General features: G+C 54.6%; 24 protein-coding genes, 1 pseudogene and 1 riboswitch. Of the genes and pseudogenes, 9 read left to right on the forward strand and 16 right to left on the reverse strand.

Annotated features, from left to right (window positions below; genetic code table 11):
• Window positions 1-59: 59 nt before the first annotated feature.
• Window positions 60-1,964 (reverse strand): glycoside hydrolase family 3 protein, encoded by a 1,905-nt coding sequence (locus tag QGH09_03535; protein HJO17255.1) that lies wholly within the window; start codon window positions 1,962-1,964, stop codon window positions 60-62.
• On the opposite strand from QGH09_03535, the gene QGH09_03540 reads away from it, so the two are divergent.
• Together QGH09_03540 and glp are read left to right on the forward strand one after the other, a co-directional pair.
• Window positions 1,956-2,459: a molybdenum cofactor biosynthesis protein B gene (locus QGH09_03540; GenBank protein ID HJO17256.1), complete on the forward strand. Its 504-nt coding sequence runs from the start codon at window positions 1,956-1,958 to the stop codon at window positions 2,457-2,459. The two genes, QGH09_03535 and QGH09_03540, sit on opposite strands and share 9 nt — an antisense overlap.
• A gap of 38 nt (window positions 2,460-2,497) precedes the next feature.
• Window positions 2,498-3,706, forward strand: a complete 1,209-nt coding sequence (gene glp / locus QGH09_03545) for a gephyrin-like molybdotransferase Glp (protein HJO17257.1) — start codon at window positions 2,498-2,500, stop codon at window positions 3,704-3,706.
• 48 nt (window positions 3,707-3,754) lie between these two features.
• Here glp and QGH09_03550 read toward each other — a convergent pair whose 3' ends face one another.
• From QGH09_03550 to mqnE, 5 genes are all read right to left on the reverse strand, one after another.
• Window positions 3,755-4,060: a hypothetical protein gene (locus QGH09_03550; protein ID HJO17258.1), complete on the reverse strand. Its 306-nt coding sequence runs from the start codon at window positions 4,058-4,060 to the stop codon at window positions 3,755-3,757.
• A 167-nt stretch (window positions 4,061-4,227) separates the two neighbouring features.
• A complete protein-coding gene (locus QGH09_03555) occupies window positions 4,228-5,037 on the reverse strand; it encodes a hypothetical protein (GenBank protein ID HJO17259.1) in 810 nt (269 codons plus the stop codon).
• 83 nt (window positions 5,038-5,120) lie between these two features.
• Window positions 5,121-5,720, reverse strand: a complete 600-nt coding sequence (locus tag QGH09_03560) for a superoxide dismutase (protein HJO17260.1) — start codon at window positions 5,718-5,720, stop codon at window positions 5,121-5,123.
• A 77-nt stretch (window positions 5,721-5,797) separates the two neighbouring features.
• On the reverse strand, window positions 5,798-6,943 hold the full coding sequence (gene nadA, locus QGH09_03565; protein HJO17261.1) for a quinolinate synthase NadA: 1,146 nt from the start codon (window positions 6,941-6,943) through the stop codon (window positions 5,798-5,800).
• A 162-nt stretch (window positions 6,944-7,105) separates the two neighbouring features.
• Window positions 7,106-8,206 carry an aminofutalosine synthase MqnE gene (gene mqnE / locus QGH09_03570; GenBank protein ID HJO17262.1) on the reverse strand — a complete coding sequence of 367 codons (1,101 nt, stop codon included), beginning with the start codon at window positions 8,204-8,206 and terminating at the stop codon, window positions 7,106-7,108.
• Between the two features lie 100 nt (window positions 8,207-8,306).
• Window positions 8,307-8,509: riboswitch (cobalamin riboswitch) on the forward strand.
• A gap of 62 nt (window positions 8,510-8,571) precedes the next feature.
• Here mqnE and QGH09_03575 point away from each other — a divergent pair.
• From QGH09_03575 to QGH09_03590, 4 genes are all read left to right on the forward strand, one after another.
• On the forward strand, window positions 8,572-10,842 hold the full coding sequence (locus tag QGH09_03575; GenBank protein ID HJO17263.1) for a TonB-dependent receptor: 2,271 nt from the start codon (window positions 8,572-8,574) through the stop codon (window positions 10,840-10,842).
• Window positions 10,826-11,662 (forward strand): ABC transporter ATP-binding protein, encoded by an 837-nt coding sequence (locus QGH09_03580; GenBank protein HJO17264.1) that lies wholly within the window; start codon window positions 10,826-10,828, stop codon window positions 11,660-11,662. Before QGH09_03575 ends, QGH09_03580 begins: the two co-directional genes overlap by 17 nt.
• Window positions 11,663-11,733: 71 nt before the next feature.
• A complete protein-coding gene (locus tag QGH09_03585) occupies window positions 11,734-12,756 on the forward strand; it encodes an iron ABC transporter permease (GenBank protein ID HJO17265.1) in 1,023 nt (340 codons plus the stop codon).
• A complete protein-coding gene (locus tag QGH09_03590) occupies window positions 12,753-13,622 on the forward strand; it encodes a helical backbone metal receptor (GenBank protein HJO17266.1) in 870 nt (289 codons plus the stop codon). Before QGH09_03585 ends, QGH09_03590 begins: the two co-directional genes overlap by 4 nt.
• Before the next feature lie 43 nt (window positions 13,623-13,665).
• On the opposite strand, the gene QGH09_03595 is transcribed toward QGH09_03590, so the two are convergent.
• From QGH09_03595 to QGH09_03635, 9 genes and pseudogenes are all read right to left on the reverse strand, one after another.
• Window positions 13,666-14,493 carry an MqnA/MqnD/SBP family protein gene (locus tag QGH09_03595; GenBank protein HJO17267.1) on the reverse strand — a complete coding sequence of 276 codons (828 nt, stop codon included), beginning with the start codon at window positions 14,491-14,493 and terminating at the stop codon, window positions 13,666-13,668.
• Between the two features lie 29 nt (window positions 14,494-14,522).
• Window positions 14,523-15,017 carry a hypothetical protein gene (locus QGH09_03600; GenBank protein ID HJO17268.1) on the reverse strand — a complete coding sequence of 165 codons (495 nt, stop codon included), beginning with the start codon at window positions 15,015-15,017 and terminating at the stop codon, window positions 14,523-14,525.
• Between the two features lie 104 nt (window positions 15,018-15,121).
• On the reverse strand, window positions 15,122-15,448 hold the full coding sequence (locus QGH09_03605; GenBank protein HJO17269.1) for an iron-sulfur cluster assembly accessory protein: 327 nt from the start codon (window positions 15,446-15,448) through the stop codon (window positions 15,122-15,124).
• Entirely contained in the window at window positions 15,445-15,867 is a 423-nt protein-coding gene (locus tag QGH09_03610; protein ID HJO17270.1) for an iron-sulfur cluster assembly scaffold protein, read from the reverse strand. The genes QGH09_03605 and QGH09_03610 overlap by 4 nt, the downstream gene beginning before the upstream one ends.
• 18 nt (window positions 15,868-15,885) lie before the next feature.
• The gene (locus tag QGH09_03615; GenBank protein HJO17271.1) at window positions 15,886-16,371 is read right to left on the reverse strand and encodes an Rrf2 family transcriptional regulator; all 486 of its coding nucleotides are present in this window, start codon (window positions 16,369-16,371) and stop codon (window positions 15,886-15,888) included.
• Between the two features lie 106 nt (window positions 16,372-16,477).
• Complete coding sequence (gene moeB, locus QGH09_03620) at window positions 16,478-17,635, reverse strand: molybdopterin-synthase adenylyltransferase MoeB (protein HJO17272.1); 1,158 nt, start codon at window positions 17,633-17,635, stop codon at window positions 16,478-16,480.
• Window positions 17,636-17,662: 27 nt separating this feature from the next.
• A pseudogene (locus tag QGH09_03625) lies at window positions 17,663-17,923 on the reverse strand (MoaD/ThiS family protein).
• A gap of 21 nt (window positions 17,924-17,944) precedes the next feature.
• Window positions 17,945-18,409, reverse strand: coding sequence for a M67 family metallopeptidase (locus QGH09_03630; protein HJO17273.1), 465 nt, complete (start codon window positions 18,407-18,409; stop codon window positions 17,945-17,947).
• Between the two features lie 2 nt (window positions 18,410-18,411).
• A complete protein-coding gene (locus QGH09_03635) occupies window positions 18,412-19,317 on the reverse strand; it encodes a cysteine synthase family protein (protein ID HJO17274.1) in 906 nt (301 codons plus the stop codon).
• A 226-nt stretch (window positions 19,318-19,543) separates the two neighbouring features.
• On the opposite strand from QGH09_03635, the gene QGH09_03640 reads away from it, so the two are divergent.
• From QGH09_03640 to QGH09_03650, 3 genes are all read left to right on the forward strand, one after another.
• Complete coding sequence (locus QGH09_03640) at window positions 19,544-22,183, forward strand: TonB-dependent receptor (GenBank protein HJO17275.1); 2,640 nt, start codon at window positions 19,544-19,546, stop codon at window positions 22,181-22,183.
• Between the two features lie 127 nt (window positions 22,184-22,310).
• Window positions 22,311-23,468: a hypothetical protein gene (locus QGH09_03645; protein HJO17276.1), complete on the forward strand. Its 1,158-nt coding sequence runs from the start codon at window positions 22,311-22,313 to the stop codon at window positions 23,466-23,468.
• Window positions 23,468-24,688 carry a CoA transferase gene (locus QGH09_03650; GenBank protein ID HJO17277.1) on the forward strand — a complete coding sequence of 407 codons (1,221 nt, stop codon included), beginning with the start codon at window positions 23,468-23,470 and terminating at the stop codon, window positions 24,686-24,688. Before QGH09_03645 ends, QGH09_03650 begins: the two co-directional genes overlap by 1 nt.
• A 32-nt stretch (window positions 24,689-24,720) precedes the next feature.
• Here QGH09_03650 and QGH09_03655 read toward each other — a convergent pair whose 3' ends face one another.
• Entirely contained in the window at window positions 24,721-25,134 is a 414-nt protein-coding gene (locus QGH09_03655; GenBank protein HJO17278.1) for a hypothetical protein, read from the reverse strand.
• Window positions 25,135-25,196 lie beyond the last annotated feature (62 nt).

Raw genomic sequence — 25,196 nt, forward strand, 5'->3', positions numbered from 1 at the left:
CGGAAACCCCGGATTATAGCATGCACGTATATTCGTTAATGCCGCTATCGCAAACACATCTACCGATCCAAGCCATGGCCACGAGGAAACATCTCAGGCAGGCTGACCGGAAGCCTCCCGCCGATACGTGACTCGCCAGCCAGTGCACGTACGGCATTACGCTCTGCCCTATCATAGAAATCGTAGGTCAGTAAAAGAGCAGGGACCGAAGGAAGTGCCAGAGCCGTGTAGGGACTGCCGAATAAAACCACTGCGTAAGGTTGGTGTCGTCCCTCGGTCATACTACCCAGTCGTTCGAGTAGTGAGACAAGCGAGGGCGCGAGGTCCATTCCGCCGTCTCGAGGAGTCGTCCGTACGAAAACTGACGCGACGATCGCATCAAATTGTCCAGAGGTTGATCGCAGAAGATCGAGTGCCTGACGCGAGGTTTGATTAGAAATTTCCACAGCCGTGACATTCGGCCAACGGTCTCGTAACTCCGCGATGAAAGTTCGACTGGGTGCACCGATCCGCCAACCAGATGGGCGATCAAGAACCGACAGGTAGAGAATTGTGGCATCTCGCGATAGCCTGAACGGTATATCACCACGAGAATCGGAAAGCAGAGTCATCGCTTGTTCGCTCACCCGGTCGGCAACGCTTCCATGTTCCCGTCCGCCAACCCGTTCCGGCAGTCTCTCTGAATCAACGAAGCGATTTCGATGAAGCCCCAAGCGTGCCTTCATTTCGAGCACCCGAGTCGCCGACTCTCGAATCCTTTCAAGCGATACTTGGCCCTCCTCCACCGCCGCACGAATACCATTTATCGCGGCCACGGCGTCGGCTGGGTGCAGAACAATATCGTTCCCTGCCAAAATTGCTCGGACTGCTGCATCTTCTGTCGACCACTGGTTACTAATCGCACCCATCTGCATCGAATCTGTAAAGATTAATCCATCGAAGTTGAATTCATCGCGTAGGACCCCCTCAACAACTGTGCGGCTAAGGGTAGAAGGAATCCCTTCCTCGGGATCGAGCATCGGAAGGACAATGTGCGCAGTCATAACACCATCCACTCCCGCTGCAATACTGTCACGAAACGGGGACCACTCGAGCAGCTGTAAACGCTCTCGACCATGTGGAATGATTGGCAGGCCAACATGGGAATCGATATCGGTATCACCATGGCCTGGAAAGTGCTTGACCGTGGCCAGCATCCCGCCGTCGTGCGTACCACGAATGTAGGCACTAGCAAGCCGCCCTACCAATGCTGGGTCCTCGCCAAAGGAGCGCGTGTTAATCACTGGATTCCGTGGGTTGTTGTTGACATCCACAACCGGTGCAAAGTTCACGTGTACTCCAATGGACCGAGACTCGATTGCCGTGATCCGACCAGCTTCATAGGCCAACCGTTCGTCGCCCGCTGCCCCAAATGCCATCGCACGGGGGAACACCGTGCCGCCACCGATTCTAAAACCGACACCGGCCTCAAAATCACTTGAGAAGATCAAAGGTACTCGAGCGATCTTTTGTAGCCGATTGATCAGTGACATCGCTGACATTGGCTGACCGAGTGTAACAGTGCCGTATGTTGGATTAAGTAGTACGTCTGGTGCCAACTCTCGTCCGCCGAACACTAGAAAGCCACCCACTTCTTGCTCGTGAGCCAGCGCGACCAGCGAATCGAAAGTCTCGGTATCACTGCCTGTGTAGGTCGACAACAGGGATGGCATAATCAGTTGACCAATCTGTTGGTCCACACTCATGGTACCGAGCGTGTTCATGACCCACGTTCGAGCTTCTGGGTCTAGTGTTGACGCATTTTGTTGGCTGTAGATAGGTAGGCCGGCCGATACAACCATCGCAAGTATGACGGATGTGATTGCACGTGGCCTTGTGCGCAGGGGAGGCGACATATGCGCCGATGGTAGTTCGAAAGGCACCGGTCCGCAACGTCGCCTTGTATAATCTATCCGATGAGTCATTTAGAGCACCGTGTACAGGCGCCCACCCACGTGCGCTGCTACGTGCTAACCGTGTCGGACACCCGTACCAAGGAAACCGATGGGGGTGGTCGAACCGTCATTGAACTGCTTACTGCAGCAGGGCACACGGTAGTCGATCGGCAAATCGTCAAGGACGAACCTAATCAGGTCCGTACCACTGTCGCCACGCAACTCAAGAATAATGAGATTCAGACCATTATCACGACAGGAGGCACTGGCATCTCCTCACGTGATCGCTCCTACGAAGCGGTCACTGAACTACTGGAGAAACGGCTCACAGGCTTCGGCGAGCTTTTCCGCGCTTTAAGTTTTGCAGAAATTGGTCCCGCCGCGATGTTGAGCAGAGCCTTCGCTGGTACGGCAGGGGGTAAGATTATTTTCGGTTTGCCGGGCTCAGAGCATGCGGTTCGGTTGGCGTTAACGAAACTCATACTTCCTGAACTTGGACATCTCGTTCGAGAAGCTTCCCGTTAGGTCGTACGTGATTTACAGCCACCATGGTAACGACGAACATGCGTCCCATTCGTGAAACGATAGGGCTTGATGAGGCGCTTGCACTCATTAAGGAAGCTACAAAACCCTTAGAGCGAAGCGAGCGTGTCGCGCTCTCGGGGGCCGGCGGCCGCGTTGCCTCGCGCGACGTGGTATCGGAACAGGAGGTTCCTCCGTTCGATCGCGCGGCGATGGATGGTTTTGCGGTCGTCGCTGAAGATACTTTTGGTACGACCCGTTACCAACCTAAAGCGTTGAAGTGCGTGGAAACCGTCTTCACCGGTCAGATACCTAACCGCCGTGTCGGTCGGGGTGAGTGCTCTCAGATTGCGACGGGTGCTCCTATGCCTCAAGGTGCTGACGCTGTGGTGATGGTCGAAGAGACCGATCGTGACGTCGATAATCAGGTTCGTATTTTTACACCAGTTTACCCACGCCGGAACGTGGGCCGCCGAGGCGCTGACATCGTGCCGGGTCAGACACTCGTCCGACGTGACGACTTCCTTAGCGCCGGACGTATCGGCGCACTCGCGGCCATCGGAGTCTCCGACATAGAGGTATACGCAAAGCCGTCACTGGCTCTGTTGTCGACAGGCGATGAGATCATCCCACCCGGTCAGTCGCTCGGTCCAGGACAAATCTACGATATCAACCGATTTACCCTAGAGACCATCGTGCGGAACCATGGCGGATTAGCCATCGGAAAGCCCACCGCAGCCGACACAGTCGAAGCGTTAACAACAGCCGTTCAGGCATGCACTGCTCACGATTTACTGGTGTTTTCCGGCGGTAGTTCTGTCGGCGAGCGCGACCTGATTCTCGACGTATTGCATAGCCAGGGCGAGGTGCTGTTTCATGGCATTGCCGTTAAGCCTGGTAAACCAACGGTTTTCGGGAGGATTGGAGGCACTCCGGTGCTCGGGATGCCAGGTTACCCGACCTCGTGCCTATCAAACGCCTACATGCTACTCATCCCAATCCTTCGACGGATAGCACACCTACCACCATATCGACCACGGGTACTAACACTGCCGATCGCAGAGCGAGTCGTGTCAACGACGGGGCGTCACCAGTTCTATACAGTCCGACTTAGCAACGGCTCTGCTGTACCCGCCTTTAAGGCATCAGGCGACATTACGAGCATGTCGCTTGCCGACGGCTACATTGAGATCCCCGCTCAAACCGACATCGTGGAAAAAGGCGAAGAAGTCATTGTGAAGCTCTTCTAAGCTTCTCTAAGAAGATTAGGTCGACGTAGAGAGAAGACCGCCGAACCGTTAACGGCCCACCTGTTTAGCGTACTCTGCCTCCAGTACATCCGCGGTGTGTAGGTCGAAGCCCTCGGCCATTCGTTCGTAGCGGCCTCGGAACTCGGCATGACAACGGTAACAGATAGTCACATCGCCGAGACGGCGATAAACCGCAAGGTCAACGAGAACCGCTACCGCCAGTACTCCGTAAGCGGTAAGGTCCCTACCGAAATAATAGAAAACCGCACTAACTGTAGCACCCAAGATGACGATTGTCAGGCCAACCTTTGGGTCGAAATCCTTGCGAATATAGAAATCCTGCCCGGTACACATTGGACAGGTATCAACCGATGTGTCGGTTGCAACAGAAGAAGTTATCGTTAGGGCGATAATTTTCCGACAGCTCCCACACTGAATTTCGTTGGGTTTTTCGGACGCCTTGACAGGTAAAGCCGCGTTGCAGCTGGGGCATTGCACGACAACTTCCATTCGACACATCCTCAAACCGCAACCGAGGTTAATAGGTACAAATACTTCGCCAAGATTTCGCCCACAACCACGGTGAAGAAATCTACATAAAGAATGCCTGTCGCCGATTGCGTCGAGCGAATCTTTGCCGTCTCCCACGTGAGGTATGACAGTACGGCTGGACCCAGTAAACCGAACAGCACCCGCTGCCAGAAAAACACGCCAGCACTTGAAAGTACATATCGCTGGAAGTTTGGTTCTAGGCCGGGTTCCCAGGCGGAGATCCCAAGCCAGACAGCCACGGCAACAACCGTAATCCGCACGATGACGGAACCGATGTGAAATTTCACCATCGACTGAAGGAGTGATACATCCATTGATGGCAATACGAGATACCAGTGCCCGAGAATCATCGCCGTGCATGATCCACCAAGGAGTGCCGCGGATGACAAAAAACTCGCAGTAACAAGCATGGTAGAACCCATTGCCATTGACGAACTAACCGCTACTGCTTGGGCGATGAGCGTGACGGCGCCGGCGGCCAAGCCAATCCAGAGCAGCCCGCGCCGCAGTACAACCATGACGCGCCCGATGGTTGCCAGGTAGACCAAGAATGCACCAGTTGCCACTGACAGCGTTATGAATCCGGTGCCAGATGCCACGCCACCAAGTACCGCCGCGTCTGGACGAAATGCCATTCCCGCGGCCAGTATCGCGACCACCAACCCAGCGTTAAAGCGAAAGAATTTCACCCCGGCGGGCCGCGACACCAATATCAGCGTCCACGCAATTCCAATACCGAGATGCGTCAGAAAGAGAAAGATAATTGCAGAAAGCGACATGAATCCAGCGCCGGAAACAATCGTAGCCGTTCCGGCATGCAGAGGGAGCCAGCAACGGCTGGCTCCCGTGAGGTTAGACCGAATTAACCGAGTCGCTTGTTAACTTCGACCCAGTTGACGACGTTCCACCACGCTTTGACATAGTCAGGTCGCCGATTCTGATAGTTCAGATAGTATGCGTGCTCCCACACGTCGAGTCCAAGGATCGCGCATTTTCCATCCATAAGCGGATTATCCTGATTCGGCGTGCTTACAACCGACAGCGTGTTACCATCGACTACGATCCACACCCAACCGCTACCAAATCGGCCCGCCGCCGCCTTTGCAAATTGATCTTTAAGGCTGTCAAAATTACCGAATGAAGCCGTGATCGCTTCGGCAACCTTGCCCGTTGGGTCCCCTCCAGCATTCGGTCCCATGACTTGCCAGAACATTGAATGGTTCCAATGTCCCCCGCCGTTATTGCGAACCGCTGTGCGAATGTCCTCCGGCACACTGGCAAGATCACCCATAAGCTCGTCCAAACCCTTCGACTGTAAGTCCGGATGCTTCTCGAGCGCTGCGTCCAGGTTCTTAATGTAAGCGGCGTGATGCTTGCCATGGTGAATGCGCATCGTCTGCTCGTCCACGTGAGGCTCAAGCGCGTCGTAGGCATACGAAAGTGGCGGCAATTCGTGGACCATCGAAAATCCTCCTTACAGTGAGATCCAGCGCCCGATTGAACACCAGTGCGGCCGCAGCGGATCGAAGACCTTGGAGTTTACTGGATAGAAAGCATCCGGTCGAGAGCAACCCGGGTCCAATGTTTCTGGTCATCGGGCACTTCAACCTGGTTATGAACTTCGCCCTCGATCAGAGATTCAAGAACCCAGCAGAGATGGTTCGGCGACACACGGAACATGGTGGAACACAGGCACCCAAGCCCATCAAGGGTCAAGACCGTTCTACTAGGTGCCATTTCCTTAGCAAGGCGATTCACTAAATGAATTTCGGTGCCCACCGCCCACACCGAACCTACAGCACTCTCCCGAATGCGTTGAATGATCGTGTCTGTGGAGCCGCTAGCATCAGCCGCCTGCACAACCTCCCAGGTACACTCGGGATGGACAATCACGCGCACCTCGGGTTCAGCCAAGCGCAACTGCTCAATTTGAGCGACCGAAAATCTAGTGTGGACAGAACAGTGGCCTCTCCACAAAATTAGCTTAGCAGCCGCTACCTCGTCTGGTCTCAGGCCGCCCATCGGCTGCTGTGGATCCCAAACGACCATCTCATCAAGCGGCACACCCATGGAGTATGCGGTGTTCCGCCCTAAGTGTTGGTCAGGCAGGAAAAGAATCTTCTCACCACGCTCCCAACCCCACCGCAGCGTGGCAACAGAGTTACTTGAAGTGCAGACAACACCACCCTCACGACCACAAAAGGCCTTAATGTCCGCGGCTGAGTTCATATATGTCACGGGCACGACATCGGTAACACCTAGTTCTTCGAGCTCGCGCCAGCAGACTTCAAGTTCGTCTGCCGCTGCCATATCGGCCATCGAGCAACCAGCAGAAAGGTCAGGTAGGATGACCCGTTGATACGGAGCACTGAGTACATCCGCACTTTCAGCCATAAAGTGGACGCCACAGAAGATGATGAACTCGGTGTCTGAACGTTCTGCTGCAACCTTGGCAAGCTTGAACGAGTCACCGCTATAGTCGGCGAACTTGAAAACCTCATCGCGCTGGTAATGATGGCCAAGGATCACCAACCGATCCCCAAGAGCCAACCGCGCTGCCGAAATTCGGACTTCCAATTCTTCGTCAGATACGCCTAGGTAACGCTCAGGGAGCGGCTGACGTTCACCGATCTGCTGACGTTCGTACTCGTTCAACACTTCGAGTTGCGTGGAGCCTACAACCATCGTCTAATTTGATGCCTCCATCCTGTGATTGTGAAATTTTGCTCAATCACAGGAAGCGAAAAAGACCAGTCCCTACACCCAAGTTTTAAAAGCGGAGTGGAGCCTGGCGCTATTCGTATCCTAGCACAGCAAAGGTAGTGTTTGGTGGTCCAGTTACAGGCGTTAAGCAGTCACCGACAAGACGTTGTAAAGCGTGTCGCGCTCAATTGGTTGTCGGCCAGCAGCACTAATGAGCCGACCGATTTCGTGCGTCGTCATCGCTTCAGGAGTCCGCGCACCAGCCATGTGGTAGATACGCTCCTCGTGCACAGTGCCATCGAGGTCGTCTGCTCCAAACCAAAGGGCTGTCTGGGCCACGTCGACACCGGTTGCGACCCAAAACGCCTTTATGTGCGAAACATTGTCGAGCATTAACCGTGCGACTGCGTGTACACGCAGAGTGTCGGCGGCGGTCGGCGCTGGCAACTTGCGCATCTGGTTGTTATCGGGATGAAATGCCAGTGGGATAAATGCCTGAAACCCCTCTGTCTCATCCTGCAAGTCGCGGACACGGAGCATGTGGTCCAAGCGCTCGGCCGGTGTTTCGATATGACCGTATAACATGGTGACGTTCGAACGCATCCCTAATTGATGCACCGTCCGATGAATCGCGAGGTAGCGCTCCGTTCCACACTTATCGTGGCTGATCTTCCGCCGCACTCTTTCGGCAAATATTTCAGCTCCACCACCAGGCAAAGAGTCCAGCCCAGCATCCATCAGTTCTCGTAAAACCTGCTCGTCAGACATCCCATAGAGATCGGCAAAGAAAGCGATCTCCACAGCCGTAAAACATTTGAGATGAACATTTGGACGGATCCGCTTAAAACCCTGCAACAGCTCAACGTAGTAGCCAAACGGAAGGTCGGGGTGAAGACCATTAACGACGTGGACTTCCGTCAACGCCTGATCCTCACGGTCACGAACCTTGTCCCAGGCCTGCTCCAACGACATCGTGTAGGCCCCCGGGTCGCCCGGCTTCAGCCGTGCGAAAGCACAAAACAAACAACTCGCTACACAAACATTCGTGGCTTCAATCCTAATATTTTGATTAAAAAAAGTCTGATCCGCGTGTCGGCGTTCTCGTTCGCGATTGGCCAGCCAGCCCACAGCTAGAAGATCAGGCGCTTCGAACAGCCGCATGCCTTCGGCAAAACTAAGCCGCTCACCAGCCTCAAGCCGGTCGGCGATGTCCAATAGGCGTGAGGCCTCAAGTCGAAGTCGCATGGATCAAGCAAGAACTACTTCGGTTCTATATCGTTAGCGCAACCCAATAAACAACGGTTCCGAAAGCCTGCAGACTGGTTCGTCATTCTCCCATGCTATACTCCGCCGCACAACCGACGCTTCCCAGTGGTCATGCGAAGTGGGTGCGAGGCCCACACGGTACCGCCACTGTAAGCGGGGAGCGAAGCGACTCGGTGCTTCGAATTTTTTGGCCACCACTGTGCTCGTGAAGAGCATGGGAAGGTGCTGTCGCTTCGTATCGATCCGCGAGTCAGGACACCTGGCCTCTGGGCTCGTCTTCTTCTGCATGCCCCGGTTCATCCCGTGGGCAATCTTGGCGCGCGATTACGCCAAAGAGGAATTCAGTGTCCCGTTTACCGCATATCCCTTGGTTCAGTTTCCTTCTACTCACTCTCCTAACTTCTCCCCTTGCGGGAACGGCCTTTGGAAATAACCTCTCCGGCACCGTCGTCGACCCGACCGGGCGCCCGGTTCAGTTTGCCAGCGTGTTGTTATCACGAGCAGGGACAATAAGGACCACTACCACGACCGACTCCGCCGGGCATTTTAGTTTTATCGAACTCACAAACGGACAGTACAAACTCCACGTATCGGTTCCCGGTTTCCGCAGTGAAGTGGTGCCAGTCCATGTCGAGGCTGGCATGGTGCAATATGTAACGGTCTCACTACGCATCAGCGCTATCGCTGAATCGGTAGTCGTATCCGCGTCACAAGTTAATCGTCCGCTATCCTACACACCGGATAGCGTGACGGTAATCGACGGCGACGACCTTCGCGCCAAGCAGATTGACACCGTCTCCGAAGGGTTACGCCTCGTCCCTGGGCTTACAGTTACACAGGGCGGAGGCAAGGGCGGCGTCACTTCACTGTTTCCACGTGGCGGCGAATCAAACTTTACGCTGGTGATTATTGATGGAGTACGTGTCAACACTTTTGGTGGTGGCTTCGATTTCGCACACCTTCCGACCGTAGACATCGAGCGCATCGAGGTCGTGCGTGGACCCCAAAGTGCCTTGTATGGTTCAGACGCTATCGGTGCCGTCGTGCATGTCATCACAAAACGCGGCGGACCAAACCGCACCTCGGGGCTCGTCGAGAGAGGGAGCTTCGGGACTTCCCGGGCTGCTGGGACCGTTTCGGGGTCATATGGAGCCTGGCATTGGGGTGCCAGCGGTGAGCGCCTTGCCACTGACGGCTTCACGGGCCAAGCACCGGCTACTGGTGAACCCGTTACGAACGACGACTATCAGCGCAAGATTGGCTCGTTCAGGTTTGGCTGGGATGGCAGCCGAGACATTCGAATCAGCGGTTTTGGGCATTTGAGTTCCTACGAACGGGGCTTTCCAGGACCGTTTGGAAGCGACCCGCGCGGACACGTCAGAACGAACGACACAGTATCGCGGGGCAAGAACGATATGCAGCTGCTTTCAATGGCCGCCGCAGTTCCATTAAATGATCGTATTACAGAACATCTGCACGTTTCTTGGAGCAATCACGATGGCGTGTTCACTAACCCGTTCGGAGTCTCGGAATCTGAGTCTCGCCGCGTAACAGTGCGCGGTCAGACCGACATGATGATTTCGCCGAGCCTTGGTTTATCGGCTGGCGGAGAACTGCACCACGAGCAAGCAGAGAGTAGTTTTATCACCGGTCCAGATGCCAGCCGTGCGCCAATCAAACGCCGTACGGTCGGCGCTTTCGGAGAGTTACGTTACGAAGTTAGTGAACGTTTCTACGTCACTGCTGGAGTGCGTGCTGAGCAAATCCGACGCGATGCCCTGAGTCCTGACCCGAACGCATTCTCGCCACGACCGGCCTTCAACCCAAACTCGATCGTGTCGGTTAATCCGAAGCTCTCAGTTGCGTATTTTCTTCGACCTGAGAGACAGCAGAAGCAGTATTGGACTCGGCTGCACGGTAGCGCGGGTACGGGAATCCGACCACCCGACGCGTTCGAAATTGCCTTTACTGACAATCCGACTCTGAAACCCGAGCGCAACCGCAGCCTTGAATTCGGCATCGAACAGACCATCGCAGGAGGTGCCATTATTCTCGATGGAACTGGATTCTTGAATCGCTACGATGATTTAATCGTGGCGGTTGGCCGGTCTCTTCAAGACGCAAGTCGGTTCAGGACAGACAACATCTCAAACGCCCGTACGCAAGGTCTCGAACTCGCGGTCTCTGCGCGCACGCCTTGGGGACTGGAGGCGACGGTGACCTATACCTGGCTCGACACCGAGATCCTCGCGGTCGACCGATCCTCAGGCCAAGCTCCACCACCATTTCGGGTTGGAGACACCTTGCTGCGGCGACCACACCATCAGAGCACCGTTGATCTGGTTTACCGGAAGGGGCCCCTAACAGCCTTTGGCCGGCTTCTCGCACGCGGCCGAAGTCTCGATGTTGAGCCGTCGTTCGGTGCTTTTGACGGCCTATTCATAAATCCTGGCCACAGCGTGGTCAATCTTGGCGGCACGCTCACCGTGATGACCGGTCTTGATCTCTTTGCACGAATCACCAATTTACTCGATCACGGATATGAAGAGGTTTTTGGATTTCCTGCGCCTGGGAGAGGCGCGATCATTGGAGTGCAAGTTGCTACAAGTCGCTAATGTCTCGTTCGCCTACGACAAGCACCTCGTCCTGAATGATGTTTCTTTTGAACTAGCTTCAGGAGGATTACTGGGCATCCTCGGGCCGAACGGCTCAGGCAAGACAACACTGTTGCGCCTACTGGGAGGCCTGCTACGTCCTACCACGGGCCAAGTCGTACTCGACGGCAGTGACCTCGATAGCATCCCTAAAGCCGAATTAGCGAAACGGATGGCAATGGTGCCACAAGAAACCTACCTTGCGTTTGACTACTCCGTCCTTGAGATCGCCTTGATGGGACGTTATCCCCATCTTCAGACTTTCGAGGTTGAAGGACCCGAGGACGTCGAGTTGGCCCGTGCCGCACTAACTGAGACCGGCACAGCTGACCTCGAGCAGCGCTCGTTTATGACGCTAAGCGGAGGTGAAAAACAGCGTGTTGTCATCGCCAGCGCCTTGGCACAATTCGGACGGCGCGCAGCCGACGCTGGCCGCCGGCCCAGCGAGGCACTTCTCCTCGATGAACCAACCGCATCGCTCGATCTCGGTTACCAGTTGGATATAGCATCGACTATCCGTCGCTTAAACAAAGACCGATCCACAGCAGTAGTGGTCTCAACTCACGACCTCAACTTCGCCACCAGTGTTTGTGACTACGTCGTGCTTCTTCGACAGGGATGTGTCCTCGCTGCCGGACCTACCCACGAAATTCTCCGGCCGGACACCGTCAAAGACCTTTACGACGTGGACGCCGTAGTCGAACAACATGCCGTAGCCGGACATCTGACCATTACCCCACTGGCACGGCGTGCAACCGACGCATCTGATGGACACAGGTGAGTAACGAACTGACCGGCACCATGAAAAGACCATCGCACCAAACCTCGAACTCTGGCGATGAGACGCCAATCATGCCCTCGGCAAAGCGAAGTTGGAGTCTTCGTCGAAAACTGATAGTGGCTCTTAGCGGATTCGGTGGACTTGCGCTAATAACGCTCATCGTCGCTCCACTCATCGGTCCAACACCAATCACCTTGGCACGAGTTTTCGACACTTCAGTTCCTTTCAGAGATAACGTTGACGCCCAGATCTTTTTTATCGCAAGGCTACCTCGGGCGTTGGCGGGAATCCTCGTCGGAGCATCATTAGCAGTTGCAGGTGTCGTGTTTCAAGCCTTACTGCGGAATCCGCTCGCCACGCCTTTTACCCTTGGTGTGTCAGCTGGTGCCTCACTCGGTGCAATGTTAGTAATCACCCTCGGACTACCTAGTGCGGTGGCTGGAATCCCAGCGGTGCCGATTGCGAGTCTACTCGGGTCGCTTGGCGCGGCTAGCATTGTCTACGCTATGGCAACGCTCAGACATCGAGGACTGTCAACGACTGTCCTAATACTCGCGGGAGTGACGCTCAATTCTTTCTTTTCGGCGCTCATTATGTTCGTGCAGTATTCGTCAGATTTCGCACAAACCTTCCAGACAGTACGCTGGCTGATGGGCAATCTCGACGTCGGTGGATTCCAACCGATCCTGGCCACACTGCCTCTTTTAGGTATCGCCTTCGTGATGTTCGGGACCCTTCCACGTGCACTCAACCTCTTGACCCTAGGTAGTGACAGCGCTGCCGCCAGAGGCGTGGACGTTCTCCGCGTTCAACGCGTGGCGTTTCTGAGTGCATCCCTCGCAACAGGTGCAGCTGTGTCGCTAAGCGGTCCGATCGGTTTCATTGGTATCGTGATTCCCCATCTCATTAGGCTGGTCGTTGGAGCCGACCACCGGATTGTCATGCCGGCTTCTGCTTTCCTTGGGGCCGCGTTTCTAGTTGCGTGTGATGTTGCTGCACGTTCCGTTATGGCACCGCTTGAGCTACCAGTTGGTGTTATCACAGCGCTGACCGGTGGACCGTTCTTTCTATGGCTATTGGTGCGACGACGATGACTCGACGAAGGAACTGGTTCGTTATCGCTGTGTGGCTTGTGTTCGTTGCCGACTTACAGACGCAGACACCACAACGGATCGTGTCGGTAATTCCGGCTGTCACTGAGATTTTGTTCGCCATCGGTGCTGGTCCGCAGGTAGTGGGAGTCGGGAGCTACGATAATTTCCCCCTAGACATTGGCAATCTACCGCGCGTCGGCGGCTTAATTGACCCAGATGTCGAGGCCATCATCGCACTGCGTCCCGACCTGGTCGTCCCCTACGACACACAAGTCGACCTGACGACCCAACTTACGAGAGCAGGAATCCCACTGTTCGTGTACTCACACGGTACATTGGCCGATATTCCCACAACTATCCGCCAGTTAGGTCAGCGCACTGGCCACATGATGGAAGCGAACAAGGTGGCCCTCGATATTGAAGATGGGTTAACAGGGATCGCGGAAGCGGTGTCCGGACGTCATCACCCGAGAACACTCCTAGTTATCGCACGGGAACCGTATTCTCTCCGCAACCTCTTCGCCAGTGGTGGCTCGGGATTTCAGCATGACATGCTCGAGCTAGCCGGGGCTAAGAACGTGCTCGACGGCACTCTGAACCGAGCGGTGCAGGTGACAACCGAAATGATTCTGCAGGCTGCTCCTGAGATCGTAATTGAAGTAAGGACAGTAAATCGGCTTCCAGACACCGAAATCGAAAAGGAAATAGAGGTGTGGAACGCTCTACCTTCATTGCCAGCCGTCCAAAACCAGAACGTTATTTTCCTGACTGGAAATGATCTTGTGATCCCCGGACCGCGTATTGTTCAGGCCATTACCCGATTCGCTCTCGTTCTACACCCCGACGCACCACTGCCAAATCGATAACTAATGAAGGCACTCGTTTTGTGGACTCCCGACTCAGAAGCAATCAGCTGACAAATTCAATCGGAATCTGGTTCGGGATCAGTTGTCGGGCAAACGCGTCACCGAAAAGCCTCGCCACAGCCTCCCGGCCACGTGCACCATAATCCAACGTCAGCTCATTCACGTACATCCCAACGAACCGATCAGTCCGTGCCGTATCAAGCCCACGGCCGAACTGTCCAGCATATTCAAGCGCTTCTGAACGGTGTGAAAGTGCATAGGCAATACTTTCGCGGAGCATCTTCGAGACACTCCGCATTTCCTCTATACCGAGGTCTCGGCGGATAATGTTGCAACCCAAGGGCAGCGGTAATCCGTCGGTCTGATGCGCCCACCATTCTCCTAAATCAATTAACTTGCACAGACCATCGTCGGCATAGGTGAGCTGCCCTTCATGGATCAGGAGGCCAGCTTCAGCATTGCCAGCAAGCACAGCTGGTTGGATCTCGTCAAACGGCAAAACCGTGTACTCAAAATCTGGCTCATAGAGTTGAAGAACCAAATAAGCTGTCGTCAGAGTTCCAGGAATCGCGACCCGCGCTCCCTTAACTTCCTTGGGACCGTCAGGGCGCGCCACGACGATTGGTCCGTAACGATCACCCATGCTGGCGCCGTGCGGTAGCAGCGCGTAACGCTCGACCAGTTGGGCGTAGGCGTGAAACGACACAGCGGTAACCTCATAACGTCCCTCAAAGGCTGCACGATTCAGCGTCTCAATATCGGCAAGAACCTGTTCCACTTCGAACACGCCAGTAGCAACAGCACCACTGGCTAGGCCATAAAACATGAACGCGTCGTCAGAATCTGGACTGTGTGCAACAGTAATTTTCATCGTTTTAAGGGATTGGGTTCACTAACAGATCAAAGATCGTCGTTCTCGGACTCTGGATAGGAATCGGCGACCCGACTCACAATGATCGTGAGTCCGAACAAAATGAGGACGGCGGATGCCGTAAGGCCAACGTAGGCACCGATACCAGTCAGTGGAACCTGTGGTTCGGTAATCGGTCGGCCCACAATGATTTCGGTCGCTTGCGCGACGGCCCACGCTTCTTCGGTGGCCGCCCGTTCGAGAAATTGCTGCCCCACGAATAGAATACCGAAAGCAGTCAGTCCGACAAGCAAGAGCGGGTGCCTGGAATTCTTTCGTGTGATCAGACTGAGCGTAGCCAACACCACCGCAAGCACACCCAAGCCAAATATCCAGAAGCCAGCGATACCAGGGATTCCCCCTAGAGTGCGGTCTCCGATGTATAACCACGGAAAGAACGCACTAACCACTAATCCGACGCCCGCTGAAATAGCAACGTAATAACCACGCATGACATCGGTTTTCACTGCATACAACACACTCATTACGCCCATCATCGAGAGTGTAGCACAGCGATTCTTTGGAAAAATGGAAGCCAAGAATCGAACGGGCAGGCGGAACGGAACGAAAACAAAAGTTATGAGTTCCGTTAGACACCAAAAGACGAACCACAACCACAGGAGGTCGAAGCGTTGGGATTATTGAATACAAGGGATTGGCCAAGCATGTTCTCATCGCAGTCAAGCACCGTTCCCTTAAGAAACGGATAGCTCTTGGAATCGACAAAAATTTTCAGACCATCACTACTCTCAAACACCTGATCGCCATCACGGTGATCAGACGCCCAGTCGTAAACGTAGCTCAAACCTGAGCATCCTCCGGCCTTGACACTAATGCGGAGTCCACCGCCAACAACACCCTGATTTGCCATGAGGGTCCGAATGCGCTTAACCGCAGCCTCGGTTACTTGAATCATCGATTTTGCTCCGAGATCACGTGAGCCTTAGCGTCTTGCTTCGTTTCATAGTCAACAACCGCCAACTGCATAGCATCGCGGGCCAACTCAGCACAGTACTGCTTCGTAACAGGCAGGCTTAGTGCCTCATTAATTTCATCCAAGGTAATTGCTAATGCTGACACCATCGTACGACCGATCGCAAGATCGGCGATGAAGCTCGCACTCGCAATCGTGAAGCTACACCCGTAAGCCTTAAACCTAGCATCCAAGATCTCACGAGAAACCTTATCGATTCTAACCTGGAGCCGTGTCACATCGCCGCTCCGGGCGTCCTCCACCCGACCAGTGCCGACGTCAGTATCACCTGCCGGAAGTGAACCAGCATTCCGAGGATTACGAAAGTGCTCATCAAACCAAGTGACAGGGTCGATGTCCATACCCAGTTCGTGCCCCTACTAGTCGGTTGTCGGCGCGAGCACGATCGCAATTCCGTCAGGCTTTTCTTTCGAAACCTCACGAAAAACCTCATCCTCCATCGTATCAGTCGCCATCTCAAATATTGTGCAGGCTGAAAGCGCTGCAACTATGCGGCCTTTAATCCGCCACAGCGGATCCCGCACGCTACATTTTTCGTACTGATCACAGTCAGGCGAACCCACTGAACATGCGGTCACCGTAACTGGTCCATCGATTGCCTGAATCACATCGGCCACCGAGATTGCCCTGGCTGACCTTGCTAGGCGATAACCACCCCTCGTACCTTGGTGTGACACGAGTAAACCTCGACGCGATAGTCGCTGAAGTACTTTAGCGAGGAGCTCGACCGGAATATCGTACCGTTCGGCAATTTCACGAGCACTGGACGCCGTTGTTTCTGGCAGTAATGCCAAATGTCTCATTGCAATCAGCCCATAGTCAGCTTTTTTCGATAATCTCAGCATTGTTCTGACCGCCGTAATTGCTTAATGATAGGAACACTACAAACTGAGCCAACGAGTAAGAGCGTAACAAGGACTTCTCCTAGAACCATTCGAAGCCTTCAGTTCGTCAGTACTTCGGCAAAGACGGGTCAACGCGTTCAATCCAAGCTAGAATGCCGCCTTTCAAATTAGCTGCGTCAACAAAACCAGCTTCCTGGAGCAGCTTCACCGCCTTCGCACTCCGAACACCAGACTTGCAGTGCACTACGATTTCCCGGCCTCCTTCGAGTTCAACGAGACGAGAGGGAAGGTCCCCAAGTGGAATCAGTGTTGAGCCAGGAATAGCACAAATCTGGTGCTCCTGCGGCTCACGAACATCCAACAGAAGAAAATCGTCTCCCGCATCGAGACGACGTTTCAGACTCTCAACTGAGGCTTCCTTAATCGACACAACTGCCTGTGGCGTAGTTGTCACGTTGCAAAACTGCTCGTAGTCTACTAACTCTCGCACCGTTGGCTGGTCACCACAAACTGAACAATCAACGTCTCGGCGGAGTTTGAGTTCGCGGAACCGCATACGTAAAGCGTCAAAAATGAGAAACCGTCCAACAAGTGGCTCCCCCACCCCAATTAAGATCTTAATCGCCTCGGTGGCTTGAATCGTACCGATTATTCCTGGTAGAACACCAAGCACTCCGCCTTCGGCACAGCTCGGTACGAGACCTGGCGGCGGGGGCTCGGGGTAGAGACACCGGTAACAGGGCCCACCTTTCAAGGCAAAAACTGAAGCCTGCCCTTCAAACCGGAAAATACTCCCATAAGCATTCGGCTTGCCAAGTAGCACACATGCGTCATTCACCAAATAGCGTGTAGGAAAATTATCAGTACCATCCACGACAACGTCGTACGGCTCCAAAAGTTGAAGGGCGTTCTCAGAAGACAGCGCAGTTTCATAAGTCTCCACGTGAACGGCTGGATTGATAGCCTGCAGACGGTCCTTCGCCGACTGCAACTTCGACCGGCCGACGTCTGGCGTGCCGTGAAGTATTTGGCGTTGCAGATTGCTAAAGTCAACGACATCAAAATCAACAATGCCGAGTTGTCCAACACCGGCGGCTGCAAGATACATAGCGGCCGGCGAACCCAACCCCCCAGCACCAATACACAAAACCCGTGCGCCCTTAAGCTTGCGCTGACCGTCCATACCGACCTCTGGCATGATCAGATGACGACTGTAGCGCTGCACTTCCTCATTACTTAGCTCAGGCGTCGTACGAGACTCGATCACCGCCGAACCTGCACCACCAGCAACCGAAGGCACAATGCTAACCGTGTCGCCGCTCTTTACTACTGTCTCCTCACGTTCCAAATACCGAATGTCGTCGTCGTTGACATACACGTTGACGAAGCTTCGCAATCGACCCTCGTCTGTGTATAAGTGCTTGCGCAGTTCGGTGTACTGGTCTGTCAGGTTAGACAGCAACTCACCCACGGTCGCACCGTCAATCGATACAACATCCTGTTTACCCGCGTACGGGCGCAGTGGGGTAGGGATAAGTACTTTAATCGACATAGTAATCAGATTACACCAAGTTCACGTGCGGTGGCGACCTGAAGCGCCATAGGTAACCTCAACGACGCCGAACGCCGATCGATCGTCTAGCAGCCGCCAGGCTGTTAAATCGACAGGGTCTCCTTCTCGAACCGCCAGAATGACGTAGACAAAGAATGGCCAAGCGTGTGCGAGGTCATGTTGAGAAGGACGAGCCGGATGATCAGGGTGCGAGTGATAGAAACCCAATAACTCATGCTCAGCAGCAAACGCTCGCTCTTCAGCAAATCGGTAGTCTTCCGGACTGATGAGAAATCGCTGGCGCGGTCCTTCCGCAGTCGTGTTCGGCAGGAAGAGCGTCTCAATGACGTGATCCTCTTGCCCGATCAAGGCCCCACAGCACTCATTGGGGTAGGCCTGCCGACCGTGACGCCTGATCGCGTCAAGAACGGGCTGTGCCAACTTGAGTCGCTGTAGTATGGCCCCAGTAGATACAGTAGAGTCCATATTTAGTTCGTATCTTCCCAAAATCGCTCGGTGAGATACCGTTCGCCTGAATCGCAGAAGATGGTGACAAAGACCCCCTCGCCTCCCTGCTCGGCCACCTCGAGACACGCTACCAAAGCAGCGCCGCTGGAGACGCCGACCAAGATGCCCTCTTCCCGTGCAAGGCGACGGACCATCCGATAAGCGGACTCTGTCTCAACCCGAAGGTCACGGTCAGCGAGTGTCGCATCATAAATGCCAGGAACGATTGCTGACTTCATATGCTTTAAGCCTTCGAGACCATGAAGCGGAGAACTGGGTTGCACCGAAACCAGAGTTATTTCTCGACCTTGGTCGCTCACATACTCACGCAGTCGACGCCCTGTGCCGACGAACGTGCCGCTCGTGCCAAGACCGGCAATGAAGTGAGTCATCCGGCCTGAGGTTTGTTCGATGATTTCGCAGGCAGTTGTGTGATAGTGCGCTTGCCAGTTTGCAGCGTTGTTGTACTGGTCAGCATAGTAATACTCATCGGGCGCCGAAGCGTAAAGCTGGCGCGCCTCGCGGATTGCACCATCTGACCCCTCAAGCGGATCAGTTAGCACCAACTCAGCGCCGTACGCCTGTAAGACTCGCTTTCGTTCAGGCGTCACGTTTGCTGGTATGCATAGCTTGACACGGTAACCTCGTGCAGCACCAAGCATCGCAAAGGCGATGCCCGTATTACCAGAGGTGGCATCAAGCAAAACCTTTCCAACTGTCAGATCGCCCCGCTCTTCAGCCTCCCACACAATCCGTCGCGCTGCTCTGTCCTTTACCGAACCTCCTGGATTTCGCCATTCCGCCTTGGCGTACACCTCGATTCCAGGTATGTCTCGCTCGAACAACCGTAGCCGTATGAGGGGCGTTTGCCCGATCAAATTAGGCATTAACGGTATCTTTTTCTGCTGTAAAACAGGGCTCATCAATATACGACCGTTCCAGTCGGAATTATAGAAATCGGGCTGACTTGCTGTCAATGAACAAAGTTCACAAGAAGTCCGTGTTTCTGCATTTTTTGAGACCCAGCGAATAGAGAGACCGCTGCCCTTCCGACCCCGCAGCAGTCCCGGCACCGTTTGACAGTCCTTCTTTTGAGCCAGTAATCTGACCCAGATGTCGTTCGTTGAGTTAACTGCACTATGGGCGGTCGCTATTAGCCTCGGTCAACCCTCCCAAACAACTGATCGGACCCTCTCGGGCAAGGTCGAAGACGCACTGGGTGGTGGAATCCCAGGCGCGACAATCACCGTGGTGTGTGACGACCAGGTGCGAGAAGGCATGACGGATGGGGAGGGCCAGTTCACCATGCCGGATCTCCCTCCCCTGCAGTGCCTTGTAGCGGTCGACATGGAACACTTCGCCAGATTAAGCGTGGACGTCGACCTAACGGAGAACTCCGTGGTCGACGCCAAGCTTACCTTGTCGTTGGGGCCCCTCGAGACCGAGGTTGTAGTAACACCGGCACTCGGCACAGCCGAACAAAGCTTCGATGTTCCCGAGGCCATAGCGGTAACCACTCGTGGGGAGATTAGTTCTCGCCCGCACCAGATCTTGCCCCAGGTGTTACGCGAAGAAGCCGGCGTCCTGGTCCAACAGACCACCACAGCACAGGGTTCCCCTTTTATTCGAGGGTTTAGTGCGCAGCGTATTGTTTATTTACTCGACGGTGTTCGCTTCAACACATCAACCTTTCGGACCGGCGCCACCCAATACCTAGGGTGGATCAACCCGACACTCGTTGAACGATTGGAGGTCGTGCGAGGACCGTCATCAGTACAGTACGGAAGCGATTCTATCGGGGGCACAATCAACGTCTTAAGCATGGTACCAACGCTCTCTTTGGCAGGCCGTCAAGTGACCGGTGTCGTAGAGGGCGTTTTTGGCTCAGCAGACCTGAGTGGCAGTAGCAATGCCACGGTTGTGGTTCAAGAGGACACGTGGGCGGTCCGATTAGGCGGTGGCGGCCGGCGTGTGGGCAAGTTGCGGACAGGCCGAGGACGCGATTCGCATTCCGCCGTTACTCGGTTTCTCGGTCTACCTTCGAAGACGCTCTATAACAAATTACCGGACACTAACTTCTCACAGACCGGCGCCCATCTCGCAGCGACCTTTGACGCGGGCGATAATGCTTCACTCAACGCATTCTTTCTCCATGAAGAACAATTCGGGGTCAGCCGACATGACCGAGGCCTAGGTGGCGACGGTCGATACCGGAGCGAATTTAAACCTCAGCGGCTCGATTTTGGCTACATCCGCTATCAGCGGGAACAAATGGGCTGGCTTGACAGATGGTCGGCGAGCCTCTCACTGAACCGGCAACAGGATGGGAGGCTTGAGCAGAGTCATCCCAATTCAAGAATTGAGCGACAGGAGGGTCGGGTCCTAGCCATCGGATATCAAGTGCGCGGAGCTCGGGTCATCGCGGACCGGCACGCTTTAGCTTTCGGTGGCGAGTTGTATGATGAGTACATCGCGGCAGCCCGGACACTCCAAGATCCCTCGACTGAGTTGCTCACAACAGTTCGCCCGCGGATTCCCGATGGGACGCGTTACACGAGTAGCGGGCTCTTCCTGCAGACAGCATCCGAAATCGTACCAGGGCGCCTGACGCTCCGTGCCGGTATTCGCCACGGCTATTTTCTTTTTCGCACACGCTCAGCTCCAAAGTTTAACGTTCGCTCACAGCGCATTCCGGTCAACGCCCTGACGTTTCATTCCGGCACAGTGCTTGGCTTGACGGATACCATGAACGTAACATTTGCCGTCAGTCGCGGTTTCCGGGCTGCGAACGCGTTCGACTTGGGTTCGATTGGCATCAGCGGTAACGGTTTTGAAATAACCTCTGAGATGGCCAGTGAACTCGGAGGCCTTCTTGGAGACAGTGATGGCGCTGATGCAGTGAGCACAGGCCTCCCTATCACCGGTCTCAAACCGGAATCTGCAATTAACGTCGAAGCAGGAATTAAGCTGAGGACAACGCGGTTCTCGGGCTCGCTGCACGTTTTCAATCTTGAGTTGCGCGATGTCCTTCAACGACGGACGGCCATCTTTCCTCTTCCTATCGTTGGCACAACCGTTGCTGGGTTCACGGTTATACGGCAAAATGCAGCCGGACATGCATTCATTAAAGATGACCCACGCCCAATTGTTACGCGCGCGAACGGTGACCGTGCCCGGGTGGTCGGCATAGAAGCCGACGCCCAAATGCAGATGGCACCGGGTTGGCTAGCTGCAGGATATTTCTCGCTTGTCAACGGGCAAGAACTAAACAATAGCCACTACCTCCGACGTATGCCGCCCCCATTCGGCGGTCTTCGCATACGGTGGAAACCGGTTGAACAGAACTATTGGATCGAAATTACATCGAATCTTGCATTCGCGCAGACCAGGCTAAGCCCAGGGGATGTCACCGACGCTCGGATTGGGGGTTGGCGCACGCGCGCATCTATCGCAGAATTCTTTACCGGTGGTGCTACTAATTTGGGTCTGGTGCAAAACGGAAGATTGACAGCGACCGGTGAGACCCTAGAAGAGGTCCAAGCCCGGGTGCTTGGCGGTAATGAGGGCATTCCACTGTTCGTCAAGACACCGGGATTCCTGACTTTTGGGGCACGTGCAGCCTGGCAGGTCCACCCTCAGGTCGCTCTAACGGTAATCGCAGAAAATCTTACCGACCGCAACTATCGTTGGCACGGCTCTGGCGTGGACGCCCCAGGCTTTAACCTCCAGCTAAATACCCAATTCACGTTCTGATTTCGAGAACCCTTACAATTGAGACAACGAAAACAATTGTGGCCCCCATGTATGAGCCCGTACCAGCCGCTCGGAGACCAGCACGTTCAACCGTCTGCCTCCAACCGATACCCCCGACTCCTGCAAGATGCTGCCACGAACCGCACCGTCACTAATGCCTGAGCGTGATCCAAAACTCGTCTCGCTAGACCTCGCTCTAATAGGCTTCGGTAATGTTGGTCGGCGATTCGTCAAACTACTCGAGGAACAACGCAAAGCTCTTCTGCGTGATCATCACCTTGACTATCGTGTCATTGGAATCACTACTAGTCGACACGGCACGGCGATGCGGCGCCAAGGACTCGACCTTCGTAGCGCGATTAGGCTTGTTGAGTCTGGCGGCAAGCTTGGCATGTTACACGACGCCAAAGCTGAACCTGTTCCAACCGACACGCAATTGTTTATCGAAAGGTTTGCAGACCTTTCAGACGACAACCCTCGAGTGGTGATTGAAACCACCACACTCGACGTCTCCACGGGTGAGCCAGCAATCGGGCATGTCCGCACGGCGATCAACTCTGGAGCCCATGTCATTACCACCAACAAGGGCCCCGCCGCCTTCGCGTATCATGCTCTTCGCGATGAAGCAAAAGCAGCAGGCGTCTCGTTTTTGCTGGAAGGAACAGTGCTTGACGGCATTCCAACTCTTAATTTGGTTCGTGAAACCCTACCAACAGTCAGGATTACTGGCTTCCGAGGTGTGCTTAATTCGACCACGAACCACATCCTAACGGTAATGGAACAAGGAGGAAGCGCGGCCGAGGCATTGGCTGAAATGCAAGCTCAAGGCATCGCTGAGGCTGATGCCTCACTCGACGTCGAAGGATGGGACACAGCGGCGAAAACCGCTGCACTGGCTAATGTGCTGATGGACGCCCGTCTGACACCGCGATTAATTGCACGAACCGGGCTCTTGGAACTAACTGAGAGCACCGTTCGAGAAGCTTTTCTCCACGGTAGGCGGTTTAAGTTGGTAGCGTCGGTCGCTAGGCGCGAGGGTCTTGTCAGTGGAACCGTGGCACCGGCAGAGCTAGACGCTAATGATCCGCTAGCCCATCTTGACGGCCAAGCAAACGCGGTCGTGCTGATGACGGATCTTCTAGGTGAGATTGTGATAACCCAGCGCGAAGGTGGGTTGACACAGACAGCCTTCGGTTTATTGACTGACCTAGTGACGATTCGAAGAAGAATGTCCAAACTCAACCAACTCAATTCAATTGATATCCCAACTCGCAGAGCAAAATAATGGGTTCATCGCCGAAATCCCACGCAACAACTCCAGGCCCCCTCGACGGATTGACCGTCCTCGACCTCACGCGTGTCCTTTCAGGTCCGTACTGCACGATGTTGTTAGCTGATATGGGGGCCCGGGTGATCAAGATTGAGCATCCTGAACGCGGGGACGACACGCGTGGGTGGGGACCACCCTTCGTTAGCGGTGAAAGTACTTACTTCCTAAGTGTGAACCGAAACAAGGAAAGCGTCACGCTCGATTTCAAGACCCCCGAAGGGCGAGAAGTGCTTGACGCTCTGATCGAGCGCGCCGACGTGCTCGTCGAGAACTTTCGTCCTGGTACACTCGATCGACTAGGGTTGGGCTACACCGATGTGAGGTCCCGGAATCCACGGCTGGTGTATGTATCAATCTCTGGCTTCGGCCAAACGGGACCTCGGCACCAGGAGCCTGGTTACGATGCAGCTATCCAGGCTGAGGGTGGCCTGATGAGCATCACTGGTGACGCCAACGGACCAGGCTACCGGTTGGGTGTAGCCATCGCTGACATTACGGCCGGTATGTTTGCGGCTTACGGAACATCACTAGCCCTCTTTGCGCGCCAGCGTAGCAATCAGGGACAACTCGTCGACGTTGGTATGCTCGACTCAGTGGCAGCGCTCTTGACCTATCAGGCAGGTATTCATTTTGCCACTGACGGCATTCCAGAACGGCTAGGTAATCGTCATCCAACCGTTGTGCCCTACGAGACCTTCGAAGCTACCGACGGCGAGTTCGTCCTCGCCGTCGGTAACGATGCACTGTGGCGTAAGTTCTGCAGTGTGGCCGGACTCGAAGAAATCGTGACGGATCCACGATTCGCAACCAATCGCGCCCGAGTGCAAGCCTACGACGAACTTCGACCGTTGCTAGAACGTGCACTACGAACGCGATCTCGGAAGATCTGGATCGAGGACTTGACAGCTGCTGGTATCCCGTGCGGTGACGTTCGTAACCTCGCTCAAGTCCTAGCTGACCCTCAACTCGCTGCACGCGAGATGGTGGTTGAGCTTGAGCACATGGTCGCTGGCAAGGTTCGCGTTCTGGGGATTCCCGTCAAACTATCTGAAACACCAGGCTCCGTTAAGAATCCGCCACCGGCACTCGGAGAACACACAGACAAGGTTCTCGAAGAGCTACTCGATATCGGCCAAGCCGAGCGATCCCGACTCCGACGGCTGGGAACCATCTGAAATTCGGGACAACTGCCGGACAAGTCTCATTCTCATACTTCGTAAATCCGTACGAGTTCCACGAGTTTGTACCCCCGTGTCTGGTACGGTGGCACGATGCGTTCCGTATGGAGGTACTGCATCATTCCATCGTCAATATAGTCAGCCTCACCTACTGACGGTAATTCGGACAACAACCGTCCCAAATCAGTGAGCGATATACAGTTTCTTTCAACCATTACGGTCGTTGGCAAAAAGCCGAAACGTCTGACTCGAGTTTGAACTAACTGTGTACAAAACCCTACATAGATCTCGTTGCTAATAAACTGATAGCCAACATCAACTTTTGTCGATGGCGAGTCCTCGACACGGAGTAGCCCTACATCGTCGATCAACGTCATAGCATCAATCAACGTCTGCGTGAACGTACCCTCACCCGACCATTCGGACGTTTCAATATTGGTCATACAGCATCCATCAATCGTTCTTTCAATCCCAAATAATGAGTCATCAGGACACCAAGTAATCG

The sequence above is a fragment of the Vicinamibacterales bacterium genome, from assembly GCA_036012125.1.
GTDB lineage: Bacteria > Acidobacteriota > Vicinamibacteria > Vicinamibacterales > UBA823 > UBA11600.